We start from the raw sequence: 25,880 nt of genomic DNA on the forward strand, positions 1-25,880 counted from the left end.
TGCCCAGGTCAGCCCGCATTGTCAGTGGCCGGGTGCAGGATGGACGCATGGTCAGCGACGCACACCGAGCCCTCGACGGCTTCTCCCCCGCGACCCGCGGCTGGTTCACGGGGGCGTTCTCCGCGCCCACCGCGGCCCAGGCCGGCGCGTGGCAGGCCATCGGCGCGGGCTCGGACGTCCTGGTGGTCGCCCCGACCGGTTCCGGCAAGACGCTGGCCGCGTTCCTCGCCGCCCTCGACCAGCTCGCCTCCGCCCCGCCCCCCGCCGATCCGAAGAAGCGCTGCCGGGTCCTGTACGTCTCCCCGCTCAAGGCCCTCGCCGTCGACGTGGAGCGCAACCTGCGCAGCCCGCTCACCGGCATCCGCCAGGAATCCGTCCGCCTGGGGCTGCCCGAGCCGGAGGTGAAGGTCGGCATCCGCTCGGGCGACACCCCGGCCGCCGAGCGCCGCGCCCTGGCCACCCGTCCCCCGGACATCCTGATCACCACCCCCGAGTCCCTGTTCCTGATGCTCACCTCGGCCACCCGCGACGCGCTGACCGGCGTCGAGACGGTGATCCTGGACGAGGTGCACGCGGTGGCCGGCACCAAGCGCGGCGCCCATCTCGCGCTGTCCCTGGAGCGCCTGGACGAGCTGCTGCCGGCACCGGCCCGCCGCATCGGACTCTCCGCGACCGTCCGCCCGGTCGACGAGATCGCCCGTTATCTGTCGCCCCGCCGCAAGGTGGAGATCGTCCAGCCCGCCTCCGGCAAGGAGTTCGACCTCTCGGTCGTCGTCCCCGTGGAGGACCTCGGCGAGCTGGGCGCCTCCCGGGCCGCCGACGGTGACGAGGGCGCGGAGCGGCCGTCGATCTGGCCGCACGTGGAGGAGCGGATCACCGACCTGGTCCAGGCGCACCGCTCGACGATCGTCTTCGCCAACTCCCGCCGACTCGCCGAACGCCTGTGCAACCGGCTCAACGAGATCGCCTACGAGCGGGCCACCGGGCAGCCGCTGGACGAGCACCACTCCCCGGCCGAGCTGATGGGCGGCTCCGGCGCGGCGCACGGCGCGCCGGCGGTCATCGCCCGCGCGCACCACGGATCGGTCTCCAAGGAGCAGCGCGCCCTGGTCGAGGAGGACCTGAAGGCGGGCCGTCTCCCGGCGGTGGTCGCCACCTCCAGCCTGGAGCTGGGCATCGACATGGGTGCCGTGGACCTCGTCGTCCAGGTCGAGTCACCGCCGTCCGTGGCCTCCGGCCTGCAGCGCGTCGGCCGCGCGGGACACCAGGTCGGCGCCGTCTCCACCGGTGTGGTCTTCCCGAAGTACCGCGGTGACCTGGTCCAGGCCGCGGTCGTCACCGAGCGGATGCGTTCCGGTGCCATCGAATCCCTGAGAGTGCCCGCCAATCCGCTGGACGTCCTCGCCCAGCAGCTCGTCGCGATGACGGCCCTGGACACCTGGCAGGTCGACGACCTGCTCGCCCTGGTGCGCCGGGCGGCGCCGTTCGCCTCGCTGCCGGAGTCTGCTTTCACCGCCGTGCTCGACATGCTCGCCGGCCGCTACCCCTCGGACGCGTTCGCGGAGCTGCGCCCGCGCGTGGTGTGGGACCGCGTGGCGGGCACGGTCACCGGCCGTCCCGGTGCCCAGCGCCTCGCCGTCACCTCCGGGGGCACGATCCCCGACCGCGGCCTGTTCGGGGTCTTCCTCGCCGGTTCCGACCCCAAGAAGGGCGGCGGCCGGGTCGGCGAGCTGGACGAGGAGATGGTGTACGAGTCCCGGGTGGGCGACGTGTTCACCCTGGGCACGAGTTCCTGGCGCATCGAGGACATCACCCGCGACCGGGTCCTGGTCTCCCCCGCCCCCGGGGTGCCCGGCCGGCTGCCCTTCTGGAAGGGCGACCAACTGGGCCGCCCGCTGGAGCTGGGCCGCGCGGTGGGGGCGTTCCTGCGCGAGGTCGGCGCCCTGTCCGACGAGGACGCGCGGCTGCGGCTCCTCGCGGCGGGCCTGGACGCATGGGCCGCGGACAACGTGCTGTCCTACCTGGCCGAGCAGCGCGAGGCCTGCGGTCATGTGCCGGACGACCGGACGATCGTCGTGGAGCGCTTCCGCGACGAACTGGGCGACTGGCGGGTCGTCGTCCACTCGCCCTTCGGTGCCCAGGTGCACGCACCCTGGGCACTGGCCCTGGGCGCCCGCCTGTCCGAGCGGTACGGCATGGACGCGCAGGTCATGCACGCGGACGACGGGATCGTGCTGCGCCTGCCCGACGCCGACCTCATGGGACTGGACCTGCTCGACGCGCAGCCCGTGAAGACCGGTGCGGAGTACGACGCCGAGCAGGCCCCGGTCGGTGCCGCGGACGTCGCCTTCGACAAGGGCGAGGTCGACCGGATCGTCACCGACCAGGTCGGCGGCTCGGCGCTGTTCGCCTCCCGCTTCCGCGAGTGCGCCGCCCGCGCGCTGCTGCTGCCGCGCCGCAACCCCGGCAAGCGCACCCCGCTGTGGCAGCAGCGCCAGCGGGCCGCCCAGCTGCTGCAGGTGGCGAGCGAGTTCGGCTCGTTCCCGATCGTCCTGGAAGCGGTGCGCGAGTGCCTGCAGGACGTCTTCGACGTCCCGGGCCTGGTCGAGCTGATGGGAGACCTCGAGTCCCGCAAGGTCCGCCTCGTCGAGGTGACCACCCCCGAGCCGTCCCCCTTCGCCCGCTCGCTGCTCTTCGGTTACGTCGCCCAGTTCCTGTACGAGGGCGACTCGCCGCTGGCCGAGCGCCGCGCCGCCGCGCTCTCCCTGGACTCCCGGCTGCTGGCCGAACTGCTGGGCCAGGCGGAGCTGCGGGAACTGCTCGACGCCGATGTACTGACGGAGCTGGAGCGCGAGCTGCAGTGGCTGACCGAGGACCGCCGGGTCAAGGACGTCGAAGGGGTCGCGGACGTCCTGCGACTGCTCGGACCGCTCACCGATGCGGAGCTGGCCGAGCGCGGTGCGGAGCCCGGCTGGGCCGAGGAACTGGCCGGCCGGCGCCGCGCCATCCGGGTCAGGATCGCGGGCGCCGACCACTGGGCCGCCGTCGAGGACGCCGGCCGCCTGCGCGACGCCCTGGGCACCGCCCTGCCGGTCGGCGTCCCGGAGGCGTTCACCGAACCGGTCAAGGATCCCCTGGGCGACCTCCTCGCCCGTTACGCCCGCACGCACGGCCCGTTCACGTCGGCGGCCGCGGCGGCCCGTCTCGGCCTGGGCGCGGCGGTCACCGAGGGCGCCTTGCAGCGGCTGGCCGCCGGGGGCCGGGTGGTGCAGGGCGAGTTCCACCCGGCGGGCATCGGCCAGGAGTGGTGCGACGCCTCCGTACTGCGCCGGCTGCGGCGCCGCTCGCTGGCCGCGCTGCGGCACGAACTGGAGCCGGTCCCGCCGGCCGCGCTCGCGCAGTTCCTGCCGCAGTGGCAGCACATCGGCAAGGGACACGGGCTGCGCGGCGTCGACGGACTGGTACGGGCCGTCGAGCAGGTGCAGGGGGCGTCCGTACCGGCGTCCGCGCTGGAGAAGCTCGTCCTGCCCTCCCGGGTGGCCGGCTACACGCCGTCCATGCTCGACGAACTCACCGCGGCCGGTGAGGTGGTGTGGGCGGGTGCGGGCGCGCTGCCCGGCAAGGACGGCTGGGTCGCGCTCTACCTCGCGGACGCGGCCCCGCTGCTCCTGCCGCCGCCGCACCCGCTGGAGCCGACCGCGCTGCACAGGTCCGTCCTCGACGCCCTCTCCGGCGGCTACGGCCTGTTCTTCCGCCAGATCGCCGACCAGGTCCGGGCGACCACCCACCCCGAGGCCACCGACCCCGAACTGGCCGACGCGCTGTGGGACCTCGCCTGGTCCGGACGGCTCACCAACGACACCCTCGCCCCGATGCGTGCCCTGCTCGGCTCGGGCCGCACCGCCGGGTCCACGGCCCACCGCGCCAAACGCTCCGTCCCGCGCGGACGGTACGGCTCCCTGACGGCCGCGGCCCGCCCCGTCTCGCGCGGCGGTCCGCCGACCGTCGCCGGCCGCTGGTCCCTGCTGCCGGTGCGCGAGGACGACCCGACCGTCCGCGGCCACGCCCTGGCCCGCACGCTGCTCGACCGGCACGGTGTGGTCACCCGGGGAGCGGTGGCCGCGGAGGGCGTCGAGGGCGGTTTCTCCGCCGTGTACCGGATCCTTTCCGCTTTCGAGGACAGCGGTCAGGCCCGCCGTGGGTACGTCGTGGAAGGGCTGGGCGCCGCACAGTTCGCGATGGACGGCGCCGTCGACCGTCTCCGTGCCGTGGCGAACGCCCTGGAGCGGCGCGGGGGCCTGCCCGGTCCTGGGTTCGACACCGGTGGCCCGGACGGCTTCGGCCCGCCCTCTGCCGGACGGGCCGGGCACGGCCCGGTGCCCGACGCCGGGTCTTTTCCCTACGACGGCTTCGGCACGGCGGGTCCGGGCGCGGACCTGGACCGGTCGGACGGAAACCCGGAGCCGGACCGGCCGGCAACCGGTCGCCTCTCCCCCGGGGACCATCTCTCGCCCTCGGACCTCGCCGATCCGGGCAGCGGCGGGCCCAGAGGCGGCGGGCACTCCTTCGCGTACGGCACGGGCCCCGGCAGCCGGCGAGGCGGTGGCCATGACGTCCCCGCCGGCTCCCGGGCGGTCGTGCTCGCGGCGGCCGATCCCGCGAACGCCTACGGTGCCGCCCTGGCGTGGCCCGAGCCGCCGACCGGCGCCGGACACAAGCCGGGGCGCAAGGCCGGTTCCCTGGTGGTCCTCGTGGACGGCGAGCTGACGCTCTACATGGAGCGCGGCGGCAAGACCCTGCTGGCCTGGCCCGCCGGTCCCGCCGCCGAGCCGTCCGCGGCCACCGGCGATCCCCGTCTGGCGGAGGCCGCCGAAGGCCTGGCCGCGGCAGCCCGGGCGGGTTCCCTGGGCACCGTCACGGTGGAGCGGATCAACGGCGTCTCCGCACTGACCTCTCCCCTGGGCACCCTGCTGGAAGGAGCGGGTTTCATCGCGACCCCGCGCGGACTGCGTCTGCGCGCATGACCGGAACCGGACGGCCGCACCGCACGACCGGCCGGCACCCGACGCCCGGCACCCACGCCGGGCGCCGCGGTGCCGCACCGCCGGGCCGTGGCTCCCGGCAGCGACCGGACGACCGCAGATCCCACGGGGCCGGGCGTACGCCCACAGCCGGAACGCCGCACCGCCCGCCGCAGCCGCAGCCGCAGCCGCAGCCGGAAGGCTCACCCCCGTGTCACCCTTGACGCATGCCCGAGGGTGACACGGTCTGGCAGGCCGCGAGGCGGTTGCACGACGCGCTCGCGGGCAAGGTGCTGACCCGCAGCGACTTCCGGGTGCCGAAGTACGCCACGACCGACCTGGCCGGACGGACCGTGCTGGACACCGTCTCACGGGGCAAACACCTGCTCACCCGCTTCGAGGGCGGCCTCACCCTGCACTCGCACCTGCGGATGGAGGGTGCCTGGAAGGTCTACGGCAGCGGCGAACGCTGGAAGGGCGGCCCCGCACACCAGATCCGGGCCGTCCTCACCACCGCCGACCGCGCCGCCGTCGGCTACCGCCTCCCCGTACTGGAACTGCTGCGCAGCACCGAGGAGGAGCGGGCCGTCGGCCACCTCGGCCCGGACCTCCTCGGCCCCGACTGGGATCCGGACCTGGCCCTGGCCAACCTCCTCGCCGACCCCTCCCGGGAACTGGGCGAGGCCCTGCTCGACCAGCGCAACCTCGCCGGAATCGGCAACGTCTACAAGAGCGAGCTGTGCTTCCTGCTCGGCGTGACCCCGTGGCTGCCCGTCGGCGCCCTGCCCGCCGACCGCGCGGCGCGGCTGCCTGCCCTGGCCCAGCGTCTCCTGGAGGCCAACCGCGACCGCCTGGTCCGCCGGACCACGGGCCTGCGCGGTCAGCGCGGCCAGAGCCAGGACCTGTTCGTCTACGGCCGTGCTCCCCGCCCCTGCCTGCGCTGCGGAACCTCCGTCCGCGTCGCCGACCAGGGCGACGGCTCCCAGGAGCGCCCCACCTACTGGTGCCCGGCCTGCCAGACGGGTCCGGCCCCGCCGCCGGGTTCGCCGCAGAAGTGGCGGGACCGTTACTCGCATCCCCGTCCGTACCGCTGACATCGCCGCCCGTACCGCTGACGTCGCGTCAGGTCCCTTCCGCCTCTCCCGCTCCCCGCGCTCCCTCTCCGTCCCTCGTGTCGCCCCACAGGTCCCGCTGGTCCCACCGGTCCCGCTCGTCCCCCTCGTCCCGGAGCGAGTTCTCCGGGGTCCCGAACGGCCAGCCTCCCCCCTCGGCGGACGGCGCGCGCCCGCTGTGTCCGTAGGGCCACCCCTGGGGATCCCCGAGCAGCGTCCCGCCGACCACGCCGGGGGCGGAAACCGGGGCATCGCTCTCCGGGGAGGCGGGCGGCAGCCCGGGAGCGGGACCGGGGCCGCTCGGCACCGGTTCGCTGTCCTGCCGTCGCGACCGTCGAGACCCGAGGAAGTCGCGGGTCTCAAGGCCGTCTCGACCGCCAGGGCCGTCGCCACCGTCGCCGCCGTCAGGCCCACCGAGGCCGTCGAGGTCACCGCGCGCGTCAGGGCGGCCGTCGAGACCACCGCGCACGTCAGGGCGGTCAGCGCGGCCGTTGAGGCCGGCGGAGTCTTCCGGGATCTCGCCGTCGTGGGAGGCGCCGAGACCCGGGGTGCGGCGCGGCGCCCGAACGCAGTGCAGCGGCAACACGCTCAGCCCCCAGCCGCCCGCCGCGACCGCCGCCTCCAGCAGTCCCCCACCACCCGTCAGCACCAAGCGCAGCACAGACCACCACCACACCGCGCCGAGCGCCAGGGCGGCGCCCCGGCGCACTATCGGCCCCGCGTCCGCACCCACGCACTCACCTCCAGCCCCACGCCGCCCGCCGGCGAACCGACGCGCCACCAGAACCGCCCTCACGTACGGGAGGGTGCACCGGGGTCCCTGGAACGCTGCTTCCGCTCCACCGCCGGTCGACCGGGACCCTGCCCGGCCTCCACCATCACCGGACCGCCGCGCAACGGCAACGCGACAGGTGCTCAAGGCGGTCCCGGTCCACGGCCTGGCACAGCAGGGCACCACGCGGCGCGGCACCTGTGTTCCTCACCCAGCACGAAGGCCCCGGCCGTACTCCTCCGGTCTCCCGGAGAAGCCCCGGCCGGGGCCTCGCGACGTATGCGTCAGCTCACGCGCACGTGACCGTCACGCGGCGACCACGTCCACCGCCTCGGCGGCGGGCGCCTTGATCGTCACCCGTTCCGGTGGCACACCGGTCACCGACACCGAACCCAGCATCGGGCGAACCGGCGCGGGCACGTGATCGGTGGCCGCAGCAGACTGGGCCAGCTCAGCAAGGGCGAGTTCGTCGCTCACTTCTCGCATGAGTTCGGACATCCGTACGTCCAGCGCGTCGCAGATGGCGGAGAGCAGCTCGGAGGAAGCCTCCTTCTGCCCCCGCTCCACCTCGGAGAGATAGCCGAGCGAGACTCGGGCGGACGAGGAGACTTCGCGCAGAGTACGGCCCTGGCGTTGGCGCTGCCGACGCAGCACGTCACCCAGCAGGCGACGGAGCAGAATCATCGGTGGCTCCCTCCTCGGACCGCGTAGCCGCATCCTTCACGCCCCACCGTACCGCCTCGCGACGCGGCCGTGCGGGGAGCGATGTCGTGTTCACTCAGGGCTGCAAACATCAAAACCCCCCGTTCCGTTCCGTATCCTGTGCCCGCTCATTTCCGCTCTGTTCGCCCGCGATCTGCTCAAGGAGCAGTGCGAGTACGCTCCGTACACTCTCCATACGAATGTCCGCCCGGCCGCCGTTCAACCGCAGGGCAGCCGTTTTCCCGCCACGCGCCGCCTGGTTGTGCGGCCCGTGCGGCCCGTCCACGGCCACGAAGACCGTCCCGACGGGCTGTCCGTCCTGGGGGTCGGGGCCGGCGACTCCCGTGGTCGCGATGCCCCAGTCCGCGCCGAGGGCCTCGCGCACTCCGGCCGCCATCTCGGCCGCGACCTGCGGATCCACCGCTCCGCGCTCGGCCAGCAGAGTGGCTTCCACGCCCAGCAGCCGGTGCTTCAGCTCCGTGGCGTAGGCCGTGACCGAACCGCGGAAGACCCTGGACGCCCCCGGCACCGCGGTGATCTCCGCGGCGACCAGGCCGCCGGTCAGCGACTCCGCGACGGCGAGCGTCTCGCCCCTCACCGTCAGTAGTTCCACGACCTCGGCGGCCCTCGAACTCACGCTTCCGATTCCTTCAACGCGGCCCGGCGCTCGGCGATTCCCTGCCTGCGCAGCACAATGGCCTGTTTCACATAGTCCAGTCCGGTCGCCACCGTCAGCACCACGGCCGCCGCCATCACCCAGAACCGGAGGGTGGCGAGCCAGCCCGTCAGCGCCAGGACGTACATGCCCACGGCCACGCCCTGCGTGAGCGTCTTGAGCTTGCCGCCCCGGCTGGCCGGGATGACCCCGTAGCGGATGACCAGGAAACGCAGGAGGGTGATCCCCAGTTCCCGGCCGAGGATCACCCCGGTCACCCACCAGGGCAGGTCGTCGAGAGCGGAGAGACAGATGAGCGCCGCTCCCATGATCGCCTTGTCGGCGATGGGGTCGGCGATCTTCCCGAAGTCGGTGACGAGGTCGTACGTGCGCGCCAGGTGTCCGTCGAACAGGTCGGTGATCATGGCGACGGCGAAGGCGGCCCAGGCGAACGAGCGCCACGCCGGGTCGTACCCGCCGTCCGCCAGCATCAGGGCGACGAAGCCGGGCACCAGCAGCAGCCGGAGCATGGTCAGCAGATTGGCGACGTTCCACACGCTGGCCTGGTTGACGGCCGCCGCCGTGATCTTGCCGCCGCGCGCGGGCCTCCCGTCGTCCTGCTCCAGGACCGCTTCCCCGGCTCCACCGGAAACCGTGGCACCGGACGTCACGTCACCGGGGCCGTCGCCGCCATCGGAGTCGCCGGGCCTTTTGGCGGCGTTCGCGGTCCCGTCCGCACCGGAGCGGCGTGCGGCCGCTCCTTTGGCCGCCGACCGCGCGCCGGAGGAGCCGCCCGCCGCGGATGCCGGGACTCCGGTCATCTGCCCGCCTCCTCACTCCATCCGAGCGACCCGGTCAGCGGCTCGGCCACCAGGTCGACGCCCGTCGTGCCGACCACCTTCGCCTCGACCATACGGCCGGGGACCAGGCCCTCGCCGTCGGTGAGCAGCACCTGGCCGTCGGTCTCCGGTGCCTGGTGCGCGGCCCGGCCGGACACGCCGTCCTCGACGTCCACGGACTCGACGAGTACCCGCACCGTCTCGCCCACCCGCTCCTCGGCGCGCTGGGAGACGAGTTCCTCGGCAAGCCGGGAGACACGTGCCAGCCGCTCGGCGACGACCTCCTCGTCCAGCTTGTTCTCGTACGTCGCCGCTTCGGTGCCCTCCTCGTCGGAGTAGCCGAAGACACCGATCGCGTCGAGCCGCGCGCCGTTCAGGAACCGCTCCAGCTCGGCCAGGTCGGCCTCCGACTCGCCGGGGAAACCGACGATGAAGTTGGAGCGGACACCGGCCTGCGGCGCCTTGGAGCGGATGGTGTCGAGCAGCTCCAGGAAGCGGTCGGTGTCGCCGAAGCGGCGCATGGCGCGCAGCACGTCCGGCGCGGAGTGCTGGAAGGAGAGGTCGAAGTAGGGGGCGACCTTCGGGGTGGAGGTGAGGACGTCGATGAGGCCGGGGCGCATCTCGGCGGGCTGCAGGTAGCTGACCCGCACCCGCTCGATGCCGTCGACCTCCGCCAGCTCGGGCAGCAGGGACTCCAGCAGGCGGATGTCGCCCAGGTCCTTGCCGTAGGAGGTGTTGTTCTCGGAGACCAGCATGATCTCCTTGACGCCCTGCTCGGCCAGCCACCGCGTCTCGTTCAGCACGTCGCTGGGGCGGCGGGAGATGAAGGAGCCGCGGAAGGAGGGGATGGCGCAGAAGGAGCAGCGCCGGTCGCAGCCGGAGGCGAGCTTGACGGAGGCGACCGGGGCGCCGTCGAGGCGGCGGCGCAGCGGCGCGCGGGGTCCGGACGCCGGGGCGACGCCCTCGGGCAGGTCGGCGGGGCCGTGGCCGGGCAGGGCGACGGCCGCGCCGGCCTCCTGGCGCTGGGCCGGGCTGATGGGCAGGAGCTTGCGGCGGTCGCGCGGGGTGTGCGCGGCGTGGATGCCGCCGCTGAGGATGGTCTGCAGACGGTCGGAGATGTCGGCGTAGTCGTCGAAGCCGAGCACGCCGTCGGCCTCGGGGAGGGCTTCGGCGAGTTCCTTGCCGTACCGCTCGGCCATGCAGCCGACCGCGACGACGGCCTGCGTTCTGCCGTGGTCCTTGAGGTCGTTGGCCTCCAGGAGGGCGTCGACGGAGTCCTTCTTGGCGGCTTCCACGAAGCCACAGGTGTTGACGACGGCGACGTCGGCGTCCGCGGCGTCCTCGACGAGCTGCCAGCCGTCCGCCTCCAAACGGCCTGCGAGCTCCTCCGAGTCCACCTCGTTACGGGCGCAGCCGAGAGTGACGAGTGCGACGGTACGGCGTTCAGGCATGGGCTCAAGACTACTTTGTCCGGCCGACACCCCACGTCGAAGGGGTTGGCCGATCTTGGCCAACCCCTTCACCGCCTGCCTGCCCGGGCTCCGCCGCACGGGCTGTCCCCTTGCGCCGCCCGGCCTGCGGGCCCAGGTCACCCGATCTGGGGGTCACCCTTGGTGTACGTGAGGCGTTCCACGGCGCCCGGCTGGAACTGGTCCTCGATCTTCTTGCCGTTGACGTAGAGCTGGACCGCGCCGGCGTCGCCGAGGATCAGGTTGATCTTCGTGCTGTCCTGGAAGGTCTTGGACTCGCCCTTGTTCAGCAGCCCGTCGAAGAGCATGCGGCCGTTGTGGTCCTTGGCGGAGATCCAGCTGCGCCCGTTCGGTGCGCTGACCTGGACGGTCACCTTGTCCTGGGGCGCGGCGGCGATGGCACTGTCGGAAGGAGCGGGCTTCGGGGCGGCGGGCTTGGTGTGCTGCGGGCGGGGTGAGGCCGGGGTGCTGGTGCTCGGCGTGGAGCCCTCGGCGGCCTGGGCCTTGGCACTGCTGTCACCGCTGTCGCCGCCCTTGAAGGCGGTGAAGCCGACGAAACCGATGACGACGACGATCGCCGCGACCATGGCGGCGGTCCAGTTGGGGCCGCGCCGTTCCGGGCGGATACGTTCCGCCTCGAAGAGCGGGGCGGCGGGGGTCGGCGCGGGACGCCCCCCGTGTTCGGCGTCGTACCGGGCGAGCAGCGGGGCGGGATCGAGGTGCACCTCGCGCGCCAGCGTGCGGATGTGGCCGCGCGCGTAGACGTCCCCTCCGCAGGGGGCGAAGTCGTCGGACTCGATGGCGTGCACGATGGCGACACGGACGCGGGTGGCCGTGCTGACCTCGTCGACGGTCAGCCCGGCGGCGAGCCGGGCGTCCTTCAGGACTCGGCCGATGGAGGGGCGGGCTTCCTCGGAAACGTCTTCGAACGGACGCTCGTCTTCAGGGGAGTTGCCGATGGACACGGGGGCGCCTTTCGAGCGTGTAGCCGCCTGTGCTGGAGGTTCAGTCTAGGGGTGTGCCAAAGGGTGGAGCGACCCGGCGGCGGTACTTTGTACGCCATCGGAATGGCCGGACGATCCGACGGTGGGACAGGGTGCGGGAGCGCTGGTGCCGCCCGCACCGGGTGTCTCGCTCAACTTGACGTACGGCCAGGCGAAAGGGTTGCCCGCCGTCGGCTAACGGGTGGATCACGGCCCACCCGTGCGGCCCGCGGCGCCGCGTCCGCCGGGCGGCCGTCGGCCCCGGCGGACGTCCTTCGCGCCTACCCCTGGAACCGGCTGCGAATCCGCCTGCCGGCGGATCCGCCCCCCGGTCCGCCGGTCCGTCCCTCGATCGGGTGCTCTTGCCGCGGGCCGGCCCGGCTATCCCTCGGTCTCGCCCCGGATCACGGCCAGCACGCCGTCCAGTTCGTCGGCCTTCACCAGCACGTCCCGCGCCTTGGAGCCCTCGCTGGGGCCGACGATGTTCCGCGACTCCATCAGGTCCATGAGCCGGCCGGCCTTGGCGAAGCCGACGCGCAGCTTGCGCTGGAGCATGGACGTGGACCCGAACTGCGTGGAGACGACCAGTTCGGCGGCCTGGCACAGCAGGTCGAGGTCGTCACCGATGTCCTCGTCGATCTCCTTCTTCTGCTTGGTGCCGACGACGACGTCGTCCCGGAAGACCGGCGTCATCTGGTCCTTGCAGTGCTGCACGACGGCCGCGACCTCGGCCTCGGTGACGAAGGCGCCCTGCAGCCGGGTCGGCTTGCTCGCCCCCATCGGCAGGAAGAGCCCGTCGCCCTTGCCGATCAGCTTCTCGGCGCCGGGCTGGTCGAGGATGACGCGGCTGTCGGCGAGCGAGGAGGTGGCGAAGGCGAGCCGGGAGGGCACGTTGGCCTTGATCAGGCCGGTGACGACGTCGACCGAGGGCCGCTGGGTGGCGAGCACCAGGTGGATGCCGGCCGCGCGGGCGAGCTGGGTGATGCGCACGATCGCGTCCTCGACGTCGCGCGGCGCCACCATCATCAGGTCGGCCAGCTCGTCCACGATCACCAGCAGGTACGGGTACGGCTGCAGCTCGCGCTCGCTGCCCTCGGGCGACTTCACCTTGCCGCTGCGCACGGCCGCGTTGAAGTCGTCGATGTGCCGGAAGCCGTACGCGGCCAGGTCGTCGTAGCGCAGATCCATCTCGCGGACGACCCACTGCAGCGCCTCGGCGGCCCGCTTGGGGTTGGTGATGATCGGCGTGATCAGGTGCGGGATGCCCTCGTACGCGGTCAGTTCGACGCGCTTGGGGTCGACCAGGACCATGCGGACGTCCTCCGGTGTCGCCCGCATCATGATCGAGGTGATCAGGCAGTTGATGCAGGACGACTTGCCGGAGCCGGTCGCGCCGGCGACCAGGATGTGCGGCATCTTCGCGATGTTGGCCATCACGTAGCCGCCCTCGACGTCCTTGCCGAGCGCGACCAGCATCGGGTGGTCGTCCTCGGCCGCGTCCGCCAGGCGCAGCACGTCACCGAGGTTGACCATCTCGCGGTCGGTGTTGGGGATCTCGATGCCGACCGCGGACTTGCCGGGGATCGGGCTGATGATCCGCACGTCCGGGCTGGCGACGGCGTACGCGATGTTCTTCGTCAGGGCGGTGATCCGCTCGACCTTCACGGCCGGGCCGAGTTCCACCTCGTAGCGGGTGACCGTCGGGCCGCGGGTGAAGCCGGTGACCCGGGCGTCGACCTTGAACTCGGTGAAGACGTTGGTCAGCGCGTCCACGATGGCGTCGTTGGCGGCGCTGCGCGCCTTGCCGGGGCCGCCCCGCTCCAGGAGGTCCAGCACGGGCAGGGAGTAGGTGATGTCGCCGGAGAGCTGGAGCTGTTCGGCGCGCGGCGGCAGGTCCCGGGTCTCGGCGGGCGGGGCCTTGGTGAGGTCGGGAACCCCGGCGGGCGGCTCCTCGGGCTCCGGGCGTGCCGGTGCCTCGGTCCTGGGGCGCGCGACCGGAGCGTCCTGCTCGGGGCGCGCGGCGGGCACCGGGGTGGGGGTGGGGGTCTCGGCGCGGTCGCCCACGCTGACGCCCTGGGTGAGGTCGGCGACGACGGGCGAGGGCGGCATGCCGTGCAGCACGGCACCGTCGAGCGCGGCGGCAGCGGCGGCCGCCACGTCCACGGCGTCCAGCTGCCGTTCCATGTCGGGCTGCGGTACGGCGGAGCGCCGGGGGCGGCCGCGCCGCTTGGCCAGCGCCTCCTGCTCCGCCCGGTCGGGGTCGTGCTCCTGGGGGGCGTTCTGACGTCTGCGGGGGCGCGCGGGCAGCGCTTGGCGCCACTGCTCGTCGTAGCGCGCGTCGTCCTCGGGGTACTCCGGGTACTCGGTGTCCTCTTCGTCCTCCGGGTCGGGCAGCAGGCCCAGCTTCACGCCGAGCAGCCGCAGCCGCTGCGGGATGGCGTTGACGGGGGTGGCGGTGACGACCAGCAGACCGAACACGGTCAGCAGCACCAGCAGCGGTACGGCGAGCACCTCGCCCATGGAGTACGTCAGCGGGGTCGCCGCCCCCCAGCCGATGAGGCCGCCGGCGTCCCTTATCGCCTGCATGCCGTCGCTGCGGGCGGGCGAGCCGCAGGCGATGTGCACCTGGCCGAGCACGCCCAGGACGAGCGCGGACAGGCCGATGACGATACGGCCGTTGGCCTCGGGCTGTTCGGGGTGCCGGATGAAGCGCACGGCGATGATCCCGACCAGGATCGGCACCAGCAGGTCGAGCCGGCCGAACGCGCCGGTGACCAGGATCTCGACCAGGTCACCGACGGGGCCGCGCAGGTCGGCCCAGGTGCCCGCGGCGACGATCAGGGCGACGGCGAGCAGCAGCAGGGCGATGCCGTCCTTGCGGTGCGCGGGGTCGAGGTTCCTGGCGCCCTGCCCTATGCCGCGGAAGACGGCGCCGACGGCGTGCGCGAGGCCGAGCCAGAGGGCGCGCACGAGACGGAACACGCCCCCGGTGGGGCTCGGCGCGGGCCGGGGCGCGGGCCTGCTCGCCGCGGCCTTCTTGGCCGGCGCCTTCCGGGCGGGAGCCTTCTTGGCGGCGGCCTTCCTGGCCGGGGCTTTTTTCGCGGCGGCCTTCTTCGCCGGAGCCTTCGCGGAAGCAGCCGCCTTCTTCGCGGGCGGCTTGTTGGCTGCGGAGGGACGTGAGGCCATAGGTGCGAGATTACCGTCGCGGGCGACGCCGGACACGTGTGCCCAGTGCTTCACCCGTTCGTGTCGCGCCTATGCGGTCGGCAGTTGACCAGGCCTCACCCGGCTTGCGGGACGGCAGGAGTTGCCCGGTCGGAGGGCGGCGGAACCTCGCCCGGCCGCCCCAACGTGCCCGAGGCGTGCGTCAGTTCTGCGACGGGAGCGAGGAGGGGCTGCCCGTGCCCGGCTCCAGCGCGTCCAGCGCCCGGCGCAGCCCCGTCAGCTTGCGCTCGAGGTGGGCCGCCGTGGCCACCGCCGCGGCGTCCGCGGAGTCGTCGTCGAGCTGCTTGGAGAGGGCTTCCGCCTGCTCCTCCACCGCCGCGAGGCGCGCGGACAGCTCTGCGAGCAGTCCGGCCGCCTCCTTGCCGTCACCGACGCCGCCCTTGCCGCCGCCCTCCAGCTGGAGCCGGAGCAGGGCCGCCTGCTCCTTCAGCTGGCAGTTCTTCATGTACAGGTCCACGAAGACCGAGACCTTGGCGCGCAGCACCCACGGGTCGAACGGCTTGGAGATGTAGTCCACCGCGCCCGCCGCGTAGCCGCGGAAGGTGTGGTGGGGACCGTGGTTGATCGCGGTGAGGAAGATGATCGGGATGTCCCGGGTCCTCTCCCGCCGCTTGATGTGCGCGGCCGTCTCGAATCCGTCCATGCCCGGCATCTGGACGTCCAGCAGAATGACCGCGAAGTCGTCCGTGAGCAGTGCTTTGAGCGCTTCCTCCCCGGACGATGCCCGCACCAGCGTCTGATCGAGCGCAGAGAGGATGGCCTCCAGCGCCAGCAGATTCTCCGGCCGGTCATCGACCAGGAGGATCTTGGCCTTCTGCACCATGGCCCGCCCTCCTCGCCCCGGCTTGGGGCCGCCCCTGTCCGCAGGAACCGGGGCAGCACCGGTGGATGCCGCCCCGGAGGACGACTCCCTTGCGCCGCCCGTCCTTGTGCCGGTCATCGTAGCCGCACCCCGCCTGTCACCACACCCTGTCACCGCGATGTCACTGTGCACGTAGCAGAAACGCGGCAGGAGACCAGAAGGTTCCCCGAATCCCGCACCTCTACACGACATCGCGCACCCTGAGTCAACAACTCCGCGCGTCCGCGAAAGGTTCCCGGAACCGGAAAAAGGATCACTCCGGTCTCCGGCACCCACCAGAAAACGGGGCGTTCCGGACCCGGACACCCACCGCGGACCCGGTCGTCCGGGCCGCGCGCCCGCCGGGAGCCCGGGTCACCCCGAGCCCCCCGCGCGCCCACCGCGGCCCCGGTGAATCGCCGCGGGCCCCGGCACCCGCCGAAGTCCGGCTCCCGGTCACGCCGAGCCCCCGGTCATCGCGAGCCCGCAGGCACACCGAGCCCCGGTCGCCGCGGGCCCCGCGCATCCAGCGCGGTCCCAGCCGGGCCGGCCCCGGGACCGGCGCCTCACTCCTCGCTCATCCACTGCCGCATCACGCCGAGCAGGTGATCGGGGTCGACCGGCTTGGTCACGTAGTCGGAGGCGCCCGACTCGATCGCCTTCTCCCGGTCGCCCTTCATCGCCTTCGCGGTCAGCGCGATGATCGGCAGCCCGGCGAACTGCGGCATCCTGCGGATCGCCGTGGTCGTCGCGTACCCGTCCATCTCGGGCATCATGATGTCCATCAGGACGACCGCCACGTCGTCGTGCTGTTCCAGGACCTCGATGCCCTCGCGGCCGTTCTCGGCGTACAGCACCGACAGGCCGTGCTGTTCCAGGACGCTGGTCAGCGCGAAGACGTTGCGGATGTCGTCGTCGACGATGAGCACCTTCTCGCCGCCGAACCGGACGTCCCGGCTCCCCTGCGGCGCCCCGTCGGGCTGCCCCGCCACCCCGGCCGGCCACTGCTCGTGCCGGTCCTCGTGCCCCTGCCGCTCGCTGGAGGGCAGCGCCCTGCGGCGGCGCCGGAACAGCGCGGCGGCGCCGTTCTGCGTCTCCTGGTACGACTTCACCTCCGCCGGCGTCTCGACCTGCGCGGCCGTCAGCTCCGAGGCGTGCGAGACGCCGGGCAGCTCCGCCAGGTGCGGCTCACCGGCGGCGGCCAGGTCGTCGGCGTCCAGGCCCGTCACCGGCTGCTGGTAGCCGTGCGGCGGCAACTCGCCCGGGTGCAGCGGCAGGTAGAGGGTGAACGTGGAGCCGCGGCCGGGCTCGCTCTGGGCGTGGATCTCACCGCCGAGCAGCTGCGCGATCTCCCGCGAGATGGACAGTCCGAGGCCCGTCCCGCCGTACTTGCGGCTGGTGGTGCCGTCGGCCTGCTTGAACGCCTCGAAGATCACGCCCATCTTGCTGGCCGCGATGCCGATGCCTGTGTCGGTCACCGAGAACGCGATCATCTCCGTGTCCGGATCGGTCAGCGAGCCGACCTCCAGCAACTGCTCCCGGATCGCCTGCGGCACGTCCCCGCGCGCGGGACGGATGACGAGTTCGACCGAACCGGAGTCGGTGAACTTCACCGCGTTGGACAGCAGGTTGCGCAACACCTGCAGCAGCCGCTGCTCGTCGGTGTGCAGGGTGGCGGGCAGTTCCGGCGACACCCGCACCGACAGGTCCAGACCCTTCTCAGCGGTCAGCGGCCGGAAGGTGGCCTCGACGTAGTCGATCAGCTCGACGAGCGCGATACGCGTCGGGGAGACGTCCATCTTGCCCGCCTCGACCTTCGCCAGGTCCAGGATGTCGTTGATCAGCTGGAGCAGGTCGGACCCCGCGCCGTGGATCGTCTCGGCGAACTCCACCTGCTTCGGCGAGAGGTTCCCCTCCGCGTTGTCGGCGAGCAGCTTGGCCAGGATCAGCAGGGAGTTCAGCGGCGTGCGCAGCTCGTGCGACATGTTCGCCAGGAACTCGCTGCGGTAGCGCATGGAGACGGCGAGCTGTTCGGCGCGCTCCTCCAGGACCTGCCGGGCCTCCTCGATCTCGGAGTTCTTCGCCTCGATGTCGCGGTTCTGCTGGGCCAGCAGCTCGGCCTTCTCCTCCAGTTCGGCGTTGGACGCCTGGAGGGCCTTCTGCCGCTGCTCCAGTTCCTCCGAGCGCAGCCGCAGCTGCTCGGTCAGCTCCTGGGACTGCTTCAGCAGCTGCTCGGTCTTGGTGTTGACGGAGATGGTGTTGACGCTGGTGGCGATCATCTCCGCGATCTGGTTGAGGAAGTCCTTCTGGATGTGTGTGAACGGCGTGAAGGAGGCCAGCTCGATCACGCCGAGCACCTTGCCCTCGAACAGCACCGGCAGCACGATCACCTGCGCGGGGGGCGCCTCGCCGAGCCCGGAGGAGATCTTCAGGTAGCCGCTGGGCGCCCGCTCCACCAGGATCGTGCGCTTCTCCTGCGCGGCCGTCCCGATCAGCGCCTCACCCGGCCGGAACGAGGTCGGCATGGACCCCATCGAGTAGCCGTAGGAGCCGAGCATCCGCAGCTCGTAGGCGTTCTCCGGGTCGTCGGCGAAGTCCTTGTCATCGGCCCGCGGCACGGCGACGAAGAAGGCGCCGTGCTGGGCGGAGACCACCGGCGTCAGCTCGCTCATGATCAGTGAGGCCACGTCCTGGAGGTCGCGGCGGCCCTGCATCAGCGCGGAGATGCGGGCCAGGTTGCCCTTGAGCCAGTCCTGCTCCTTGTTGGCGATCGTGGTGTCGCGCAGGTTGGCGATCATCTTGTTGATGTAGTCCTGCAGTTCCTGGATCTCGCCGGAGGCGTCGACGTCGATCTTCAGGTTGAGGTCGCCGCGGGTCACGGCGGTCGCCACGCGCGCGATGGCACGCACCTGCCGGGTCAGGTTCCCGGCCATCTCGTTGACCGACTCGGTCAGGTCGCGCCAGGTGCCGTCGACGTCCCGCACCCGCGCCTGCCCGCCGAGCTGCCCCTCGGTGCCCACCTCGCGGGCCACCCGGGTGACCTCCTCGGCGAAGGACGAGAGCTGGTCGACCATCGTGTTGATGGTCGTCTTCAGCTCCAGGATCTCCCCGCGCGCGTCGATGTCGATCTTCTTCGTCAGGTCGCCCTTGGCGATGGCGGTCGTCACCATGGCGATGTTGCGCACCTGGCCGGTCAGGTTGGACGCCATCTGGTTCACCGACTCGGTGAGGTCCTTCCAGGTGCCGGCCACGCCCGGGACGTACGCCTGCCCGCCCAGGATGCCGTCCGTACCCACCTCGCGGGCCACCTTGGTCACCTGGTCGGCGAACGAACTCAGCGTCTTCACCATCGTGTTGAAGGTGTCGGCGAGCTGCGCCACCTCGCCGCGCGCCTCGATGGTCACCGTCCGCGTCAGGTCGCCGTTGGCGACCGCCGCCGCGACCTGGGAGATGTTGCGCACCTGCATGGTGAGGTTGTTGGCCATCAGGTTGACGTTGTCGCTGAGGTCCTTCCAGATGCCGACGACGCCGGGCACGTGCGCCTGGCCGCCCAGGATGCCCTCCGTGCCCACCTCGCGGGCGACCCGGGTGACCTGCTCGGCGAAGGACGAGAGCTGGTCGACCATCGTGTTGACGGTGGTGACCAGCTCCAGGATCTCGCCCTTGGCGTCGACGGTGATCTTCTTCGACAGGTCGCCCTTGGCGACCGCGGTGGTGACCTCGGCGATGTTGCGGACCTGGATGGTCAGGTTGTTCGCCATGAAGTTCACGGACTGGGTGAGGTCCTTCCAGGTGCCCGCCACCCCCTGCACCTCGGCCTGGCCGCCCAGGATGCCCTCGGTGCCCACCTCGCGGGCCACGCGGGTGACCTCCTGGGCGAACGAGGAGAGCTGGTCCACCATCGTGTTCAGGGTGTTCTTCAGCTCCTGGATCTCCCCGCGCGCGTCCACGGTGATCTTCTGGGACAGGTCACCGCGGGCCACGGCGGTGGCGACCTGCGCGATGTTGCGCACCTGGGAGGTGAGGTTGCCCGCCATGCCGTTCACCGAGTCGGTGAGGTCCCGCCACACGCCCGCGACGCCCGGCACCTGCGCCTGACCGCCCAGGCGGCCCTCCGTGCCCACCTCGCGGGCCACCTTGGTCACCTGGTCGGCGAAGGCGGAGAGCTGGTCGACCATCGTGTTGATGGTGTTCTTCAGCTCCAGGATCTCCCCGCGCGCGTCGACGTCGATCTTCTGCGAGAGGTCACCGCGGGCCACCGCCGTCGTCACCTGGGCGATGTTCCTCACCTGACCGGTCAGGTTCGACGCCATGGAGTTGACGGAGTCGGTGAGTTCCTTCCACGTGCCCGACACGCCGTCCACGCGCGCCTGGCCGCCCAGCCGGCCCTCCGTGCCCACGTCCCGGGCCATCCGGGTCACCTGGTCGGCGAACGAGGACAGCTGGTCCACCATCGTGTTGACGGTGTTCTTCAGCTGGAGCATCTCGCCGGAGACGTCCACGGTGACCTTCTGCGACAGGTCGCCGTTGGCCACGGCCGTCGTCACCTGCGCGATGTTCCTCACCTGTCCGGTGAGGTTGCGGAACGCCGTGTTGACGGAGTCGGTGAGGTCCTTCCAGGTGCCCGCCGCGCCCGGCACCTGCGCCTGGCCGCCCAGCTCACCCTCGACACCGATCTCCCGCGCCACCCGCGTGACCTCGGCACCGAACGCGGAGAGCTGGTCGACCATCGTGTTGACGGTGTTCTTCAGCTCCAGCATCTCGCCGGCCACGTCCACGGTGACCTTCTGCGACAGGTCACCGCTGGCCACCGCCGTCGTCACCGCGGCGATGTCCCTCACCTGCGTGGTCAGGTTCCGGAACACCGTGTTGACGGAGTCCGTCAGGTCCTTCCACGTCCCGGCCACGCCCGGCACGATCGCCTGACCGCCCAGGCGCCCTTCCGCGCCGACCTCGTTGGCCACGCGGGTGACCTCGTCCGCGAAGATCCGCAGCGTCTCGGTCATCTGGTTGATCGTCTCGGCGAGCCGCGCGACCTCACCGCGCGCCGGGACGGTCACCTTCTGCGACAGATCACCGTTGGCCACGGCCGTCGTCACCTGAGCGATCCCGCGCACCTGGGCCGTCAGGTTGCCGGCCATCAGGTTCACCGAGTCGGTGAGTTCCTTCCAGGTGCCGTCCACCCCCGGCACGTGCGCCTGGCCGCCCAGGATGCCGTCGGTGCCCACCTCACGGGCGACCCGCGTCACCTCCGAGGAGAAGGCGGACAACTGGTCGACCATGGTGTTGACGGTGTTCTTCAGCTCCAGCATCTCGCCGGCGACGTCCACGGTGACCTTCCGCGACAGGTCACCCTTGGCCACCGCCGTCGTCACCAGCGCGATGTCGCGCACCTGCGCCGTCAGCCGGGACGCCATCGTGTTGACGGAGTCCGTGAGGTCCTTCCAGGACCCCGACAGGCCCCGCACCCGCGCCTGACCGCCCAGCTTGCCCTCGGTGCCCACCTCGCTGGCCACGCGCGTGACCTCGTCGGTGAACGTGGAGAGCTGGTCCACCAGATTGTTGACGGTCCGCCCGACCTTCAGGAACTCGCCCCGCAGCGGATGCCCGGCACCGTCCGCGGCCTGCGTGCGCAGCTCCATCCGCGGGGACAGGTCGCCCTCGGCCACCGCGGAGAGCACCCGGCCGACCTCGGAGACGGGCCGTACGAGATCGTCGACCAGGGCGTTGGAGTTCTCGATCGCGGCCGCCCAGGAGCCCTCACAGGCACCGGTCTCCAGCCGCTCCGTGAGCTTTCCCTCACGTCCCACCATGCGCCGCACCCGCGCCAGCTCGCCCGTCAGATGCAGATTGCGGTCGGCCACCTCGTTGAAGACCGCGGCGATCTCCGACATCACGCCGTCCCCGGACACCGTGAGCCGCTTGCGGAAGTTCCCGTCCCGCATCCCCGCCAGCGCCGCCAGAAGCCGGTTCAGTGCGGCCGTGTCGACCACCGTGGTCGCGCCCCGCGGCGTGCGCCGGCTGCTCGGGGACTGGCCGGACTGTCCGCCTTTCGCGCGCGTCTTCGTGCTCCGCGTCGCTGCGCCAGACTCCACTGTGTCCCTCCCGCAGGGATCGACCGTCACTGCTGCGTCGTTACCGCCCGGTAGCACCAGGCCGCACGAGGTGCTGCTGCCCCGCACGGGAAGACCGCACTCGGCCGGCCCGTACCGTCAACAGAAGCCTGCCCAGTGTTTCACCCCCACCGAACCAGGCCATAACAGTTCGGCAGCTTCGCACACCGTCCGCACACCCTCCGGGCGAAATCAGTGGTGACCGGCATCCGCACGGACGGCGAAGGTAAGTAACCTTGCATGCGGCTGTCCAGCCGAGCCGGTCCGTCCGGCCTGGGCGGTGGCACGGAACGAGCGGGCATCGGAGGGCGGCCTCACACATGACCACCGGAGTGATCCCCCCGGGACAGTCCCCGGAGCCGCGGCCGACGGGGCCCGAGGGCCCCCAGCTGCCGGAGCAGCGGGGCGAGCCGGACGGCCTCCGAGAGCTGCCCGAAGACAACCGGACGAGGAGTTCTGTGATCACCGCGCGCGCGGCCGCCAGCTTCGAGCCCCTGGGGCGATCGGTCGCGACCGCCCGGTCCTTCGTCCGCGACACGCTCCAGGGATGGGGCTTCGGTGACGTCGTCGACGACGCCGTGGTCCTCACCAGCGAACTGGTGACCAACGCCGTCGTCCACGCGGGCACCGCCGCGGACGTCCTGTGCCTGCGCAGTGACCACGGGGTGCGGATCGAGGTCGCCGACCGCTATCCCGAGCGCGAGGTCCCGCTGCAGAGCGCCGCGGTCTCCATGGGCAGCCCCGACCGCGAGGGCGGCCGCGGCCTCCAGCTGTGCGCGGCCCTGGCCGGCCGCTGGGGCGTGGAGTACACCCCCACGCACAAGAACGTCTGGTTCCAGCTGGACCTGCCCGAACGCCCGGTCGGCACCCGCACCGCGGGCCCCTCGCTGCCCGCCGAACTCCTTCCCGTCGCCGACGGCCGGGTCCGCGTGGCCGTCGTCCAGATCGACCGCGGCGGCGCCATCACCGCCTGGAACGAGGACGCCGAGGAACTCTTCGGCTACGCCGCCGAGCAGGTCACCGGCAAGCCCCTCACCGATCTCGCCGCCTGGCCGCACACGCCCGGCACCGGCACCGGCATCGCCGAAGCCCTCCGGCTCTCCCGCTGGGAGGGCAGCTACGGCGTCCGCGGCGCCCACGGCCGCGTCATCCCGGTCTACGCCTCCCACCTCCGCGTCCGCGACACCGGCGGCGAACCCTCCACGGTCTGCCTCCTGGTACGCGACCACGAACGCGCCGTCCTGCAGACCCCGCTGCGCACCCCCGCGAGCAACGACACCAAGAGCGCCTCCCCCGACGGCGCCGACCCCTTCGAGGTCTTCATCGGCTCCCCCGCCCCCGACGACCTCGACGGCCTCCTGCAGCGCACGGTGGAACGTGCCCGCGACATGCTCGACGGCGACGCCGCCTTCCTGCTCCTGGCCACCGACGACGAGACGGAACTGGAGGTCCGCGCCTCCACGGGCCTGCCCTCCGCCCGCCAGCGCTTCGCGCGCGTCCCCGTCGAGGCCGGTCCCGGCCGCTACGGCTCGGCCCGGATGCCCGCCGTCCACGACGACCTGACCGCCGCCCCCGGCGCCGTCCCCCTGCTCGGCGGCACCGGCATGCGCTCCGTCGTCACCGTCCCGCTCAAGGTCGAGGGCCGTCTCACCGGCTCCCTGGGCGTCGCGGCCGAAGGAGCCGGCAGGTACTCCAACGAGGAGGCGCTGCGCCTGCAGTTCGCCGCCGACCGCATCGCCCTGGCCGTCGAATCGGCCCGCCTGGGCGAGCTGGAGCGGCTGCGCCGCGGCTCGCTGAGCTTCCTCGTCGAGGCCTCCGACCTGCTGGCCGGCACCCTCGACCGCGACCAGACCCTCGCCCTGATGGCCCAGATGACGGTCCCCACCCTGGCCACCTGGTGCGCCGTCTACACGATCGCCGACCAGGCCTCCGAGCCCTATCTGTCCTATGTCCTGCACGAGGACGAGGAACTGATCGACGGCATCAAGTCCCTGCTGTCGAAGATCGCCCCGCCCGACCCGGTGCCGACGCCCGGGGCCCGCGTCTGGTCCGCCCCCGGCGAGGCCGCCCACCAGGCGGCCCTGCGCAGCTCCATGCGCAGCCTCAGCCTCGGCGACTCCGACCACCGCATCGGTACGACCATCGGCCCGACCCTCGCCACGGCCTCCGCCGTCGGTGGCGAGACGGTCGTCCTGCCCCTGGTGGCCCGCAACCGCGTGATCGGCATGCTCACCCTCGGCAAGCCCACCGACGAGCACTTCCGCCAGGAGATCCTGGAACTCGCCGAGGACCTCAGCCGCCGCGCAGCCCTCGCCCTGGACAACGCCCGCCTGTACTCCGAGCGCACGGCCATCAGCCAGTCCCTCCAGCGCAGCCTCCTGCCGCCGGGACTCCCGCAGGTCGACGGCGTCGAGGTCGACGTCATCTACCGCGCGGCCGGCGAGGGAAACGAGGTCGGCGGCGACTTCTACGACCTCTTCCCCATCCGCGACGGCGCCTACGGCTTCGCCATCGGCGACGTCTGCGGTACGGGCCCGGAGGCGGCGGCCGTCACGGGCCTCGCCCGCCACGCGCTCCGCCTGCTCGCCCGTGAGGGCTACGGCGGCCCGGCCGTACTGGAACGCCTGAACTCCGCGATCCTCGACGAAGGCGCCCGCAGCCGCTTCCTCACGCTCCTGTACGGCGAGTTGTGGCCCCAGGAGGACGGCAGCGCGCACCTGAAGGTCGTCTGCGCCGGCCACCCGCTGCCGCTGCGCCTGCGCCAGGACGGCACGGTCGAGCCCGCCGCGGAACCGCAGCCGCTGCTCGGCGTCATGGAGGACCTGGAGCTGTACGAGCAGTCGGTCACGCTGGACCCGGGCGACGTCCTGCTCTGTGTCACCGACGGCGTCACCGAACGCCGCGAGGGCACGCGCATGCTGGGCGACGACGGCCTCGCGGACGTCCTCACCACCTGCACGGGCCTGACGGCCGGCGCGGTCGCCGCCCGCATCATGCGCGCCGTGGAGCGCTTCGCCTCCGACGCGCCGTCCGACGACATGGCGATCCTGGCCATGCGGGTCCCGGAGGTCCTGGCCGACTGAGGCCGGGCGGAGCTGCCCCGGACATGCGAAAGACCCCGCCCGGAAGGGCGGGGTCTTTTCTCTCTGAGCCCCCAAACGGAATCGAACCGTTGACCTTCTCCTTACCATGGAGACGCTCTGCCGACTGAGCTATAGGGGCCTGTCGCCTTTTCGGGGTTTCTCCCGCGGCAACGGAATAGATCATACCCCGAACACAGCCGTGCTCCCAACCACGACGGGACCGCCGAGCGCATTGCACACGGAGACGATCCGCTGCATCTCACGCCGCGTCAGCGAGGCGTCCACCGGCAGCGCCAGCGTGTCTGCGGCGGCCCGCTCGGTCTCCGGCAGGGACACGCAGCGCCGGAACTCGGGCAGCCGGTGCACGGGCGTCTTCACGGGGACCCGGCAGTCGACTCCCCTCGCCCGCACGGCCCGTGCGAAGGCGTCACGGTCGGGCCGGCCGTTGCCCGGCACCCGCACCACGTACTGCTGGTAGGCGTGTCCGTCGCCCCCGTCGGGCGTCCGCACGCCCCGCAGCCTGGCGTCCAGATAGGCGGCACGCTCCCTGCGCCGCGCCCTCTCGTCGTACGGCGCCTCGGACTCCGCGTGCTCCAGCACCAGCAGCCCGTGCCGCCGTCCGACCGCGCGCAGCCCCGCGAGGTCCGCGGACCGGCCGAAGCGGTGGACGGCAACGACGGCCGCGGTCCGGGGAGTTACGGCCGCTTCGACGGCGGACGGGTCGAGGCAGTAGGTCACGGGGTCTATGTCGGCGAACACCGGAAGCGCACCCACCTGGACGGCAGCCTCGGCCACCTCGACGTTGCCGAACGCCGGAACGACGACTTCATCACCGACTCCGACGCCGGCGGCTCTGAGCAGAGCAGCAGTACCCATGCGGCGGATGCTGCTTGGGCAACGTGAACGTCAAGTGACGGAGAACAAAAAAGGGTTGGACCCGGAACCGAAGTTCCAGGTCCAACCCTTTGAATGATTGTTCGGCGGTGTCCTACTCTCCCACAGGGTCCCCCCTGCAGTACCATCGGCGCTGTAAGGCTTAGCTTCCGGGTTCGGAATGTAACCGGG

12 protein-coding genes, 1 tRNA gene and 1 rRNA gene are annotated in these 25,880 nt (G+C 72.2%); 3 read left to right on the forward strand and 11 right to left on the reverse strand.

Translation table 11 applies throughout. The features are described from left to right. Nucleotides 1-47 precede the first annotated feature (47 nt). Entirely contained in the window at nucleotides 48-5,024 is a 4,977-nt protein-coding gene (locus tag IG64_RS16945) for an ATP-dependent helicase (protein WP_037856855.1), read from the forward strand. A 224-nt stretch (nucleotides 5,025-5,248) separates the two neighbouring features. Further along, nucleotides 5,249-6,115, forward strand: coding sequence for an Fpg/Nei family DNA glycosylase (locus IG64_RS16950; RefSeq protein WP_037856857.1), 867 nt, complete (start codon nucleotides 5,249-5,251; stop codon nucleotides 6,113-6,115). Nucleotides 6,116-7,211: 1,096 nt separating this feature from the next. Here the strand turns inward: IG64_RS16950 and IG64_RS16960 are convergent. The 8 genes from IG64_RS16960 to IG64_RS16995 all read right to left on the reverse strand — a co-directional run bounded on the left by IG64_RS16960 (nucleotide 7,212) and on the right by IG64_RS16995 (nucleotide 21,714). Continuing rightward, complete coding sequence (locus IG64_RS16960) at nucleotides 7,212-7,589, reverse strand: helix-turn-helix domain-containing protein (RefSeq protein WP_037856860.1); 378 nt, start codon at nucleotides 7,587-7,589, stop codon at nucleotides 7,212-7,214. A gap of 109 nt (nucleotides 7,590-7,698) precedes the next feature. Beyond that, complete coding sequence (locus IG64_RS16965; protein WP_037856861.1) at nucleotides 7,699-8,244, reverse strand: CinA family protein; 546 nt, start codon at nucleotides 8,242-8,244, stop codon at nucleotides 7,699-7,701. Continuing rightward, nucleotides 8,241-9,083, reverse strand: coding sequence for a CDP-diacylglycerol--glycerol-3-phosphate 3-phosphatidyltransferase (pgsA, locus tag IG64_RS16970; protein ID WP_037856862.1), 843 nt, complete (start codon nucleotides 9,081-9,083; stop codon nucleotides 8,241-8,243). The genes IG64_RS16965 and pgsA overlap by 4 nt, the downstream gene beginning before the upstream one ends. After that, nucleotides 9,080-10,552 (reverse strand): 30S ribosomal protein S12 methylthiotransferase RimO, encoded by a 1,473-nt coding sequence (gene rimO / locus IG64_RS16975; protein ID WP_078884052.1) that lies wholly within the window; start codon nucleotides 10,550-10,552, stop codon nucleotides 9,080-9,082. The genes pgsA and rimO overlap by 4 nt, the downstream gene beginning before the upstream one ends. A gap of 137 nt (nucleotides 10,553-10,689) precedes the next feature. Next, entirely contained in the window at nucleotides 10,690-11,535 is an 846-nt protein-coding gene (locus tag IG64_RS16980; RefSeq protein ID WP_037856865.1) for a helix-turn-helix domain-containing protein, read from the reverse strand. A 399-nt stretch (nucleotides 11,536-11,934) separates the two neighbouring features. After that, complete coding sequence (locus IG64_RS16985; RefSeq protein ID WP_037856866.1) at nucleotides 11,935-14,739, reverse strand: DNA translocase FtsK; 2,805 nt, start codon at nucleotides 14,737-14,739, stop codon at nucleotides 11,935-11,937. Nucleotides 14,740-14,920: 181 nt separating this feature from the next. Continuing rightward, nucleotides 14,921-15,601, reverse strand: coding sequence for a response regulator (locus IG64_RS16990; protein WP_037856867.1), 681 nt, complete (start codon nucleotides 15,599-15,601; stop codon nucleotides 14,921-14,923). A 584-nt stretch (nucleotides 15,602-16,185) separates the two neighbouring features. Further along, nucleotides 16,186-21,714 carry a HAMP domain-containing protein gene (locus tag IG64_RS16995; protein WP_037856868.1) on the reverse strand — a complete coding sequence of 1,843 codons (5,529 nt, stop codon included), beginning with the start codon at nucleotides 21,712-21,714 and terminating at the stop codon, nucleotides 16,186-16,188. A gap of 338 nt (nucleotides 21,715-22,052) precedes the next feature. On the opposite strand from IG64_RS16995, the gene IG64_RS17000 reads away from it, so the two are divergent. Continuing rightward, the gene (locus IG64_RS17000) at nucleotides 22,053-24,815 is read left to right on the forward strand and encodes a SpoIIE family protein phosphatase (protein ID WP_037856869.1); all 2,763 of its coding nucleotides are present in this window, start codon (nucleotides 22,053-22,055) and stop codon (nucleotides 24,813-24,815) included. Between the two features lie 66 nt (nucleotides 24,816-24,881). Here IG64_RS17000 and IG64_RS17005 read toward each other — a convergent pair. The 3 genes from IG64_RS17005 to rrf form a co-directional block, all read right to left on the reverse strand. Beyond that, nucleotides 24,882-24,954: transfer RNA gene (locus IG64_RS17005), tRNA-Thr, on the reverse strand. Between the two features lie 41 nt (nucleotides 24,955-24,995). Then, nucleotides 24,996-25,691: a DegT/DnrJ/EryC1/StrS family aminotransferase gene (locus IG64_RS17010; protein WP_107474274.1), complete on the reverse strand. Its 696-nt coding sequence runs from the start codon at nucleotides 25,689-25,691 to the stop codon at nucleotides 24,996-24,998. Nucleotides 25,692-25,790: 99 nt separating this feature from the next. After that, a 5S ribosomal RNA gene (gene rrf / locus IG64_RS37625) occupies nucleotides 25,791-25,880 on the reverse strand; the annotation flags it as partial.

Source organism: Streptomyces sp. NRRL S-340 (genome assembly GCF_000720185.1).
GTDB lineage: Bacteria > Actinomycetota > Actinomycetes > Streptomycetales > Streptomycetaceae > Streptomyces.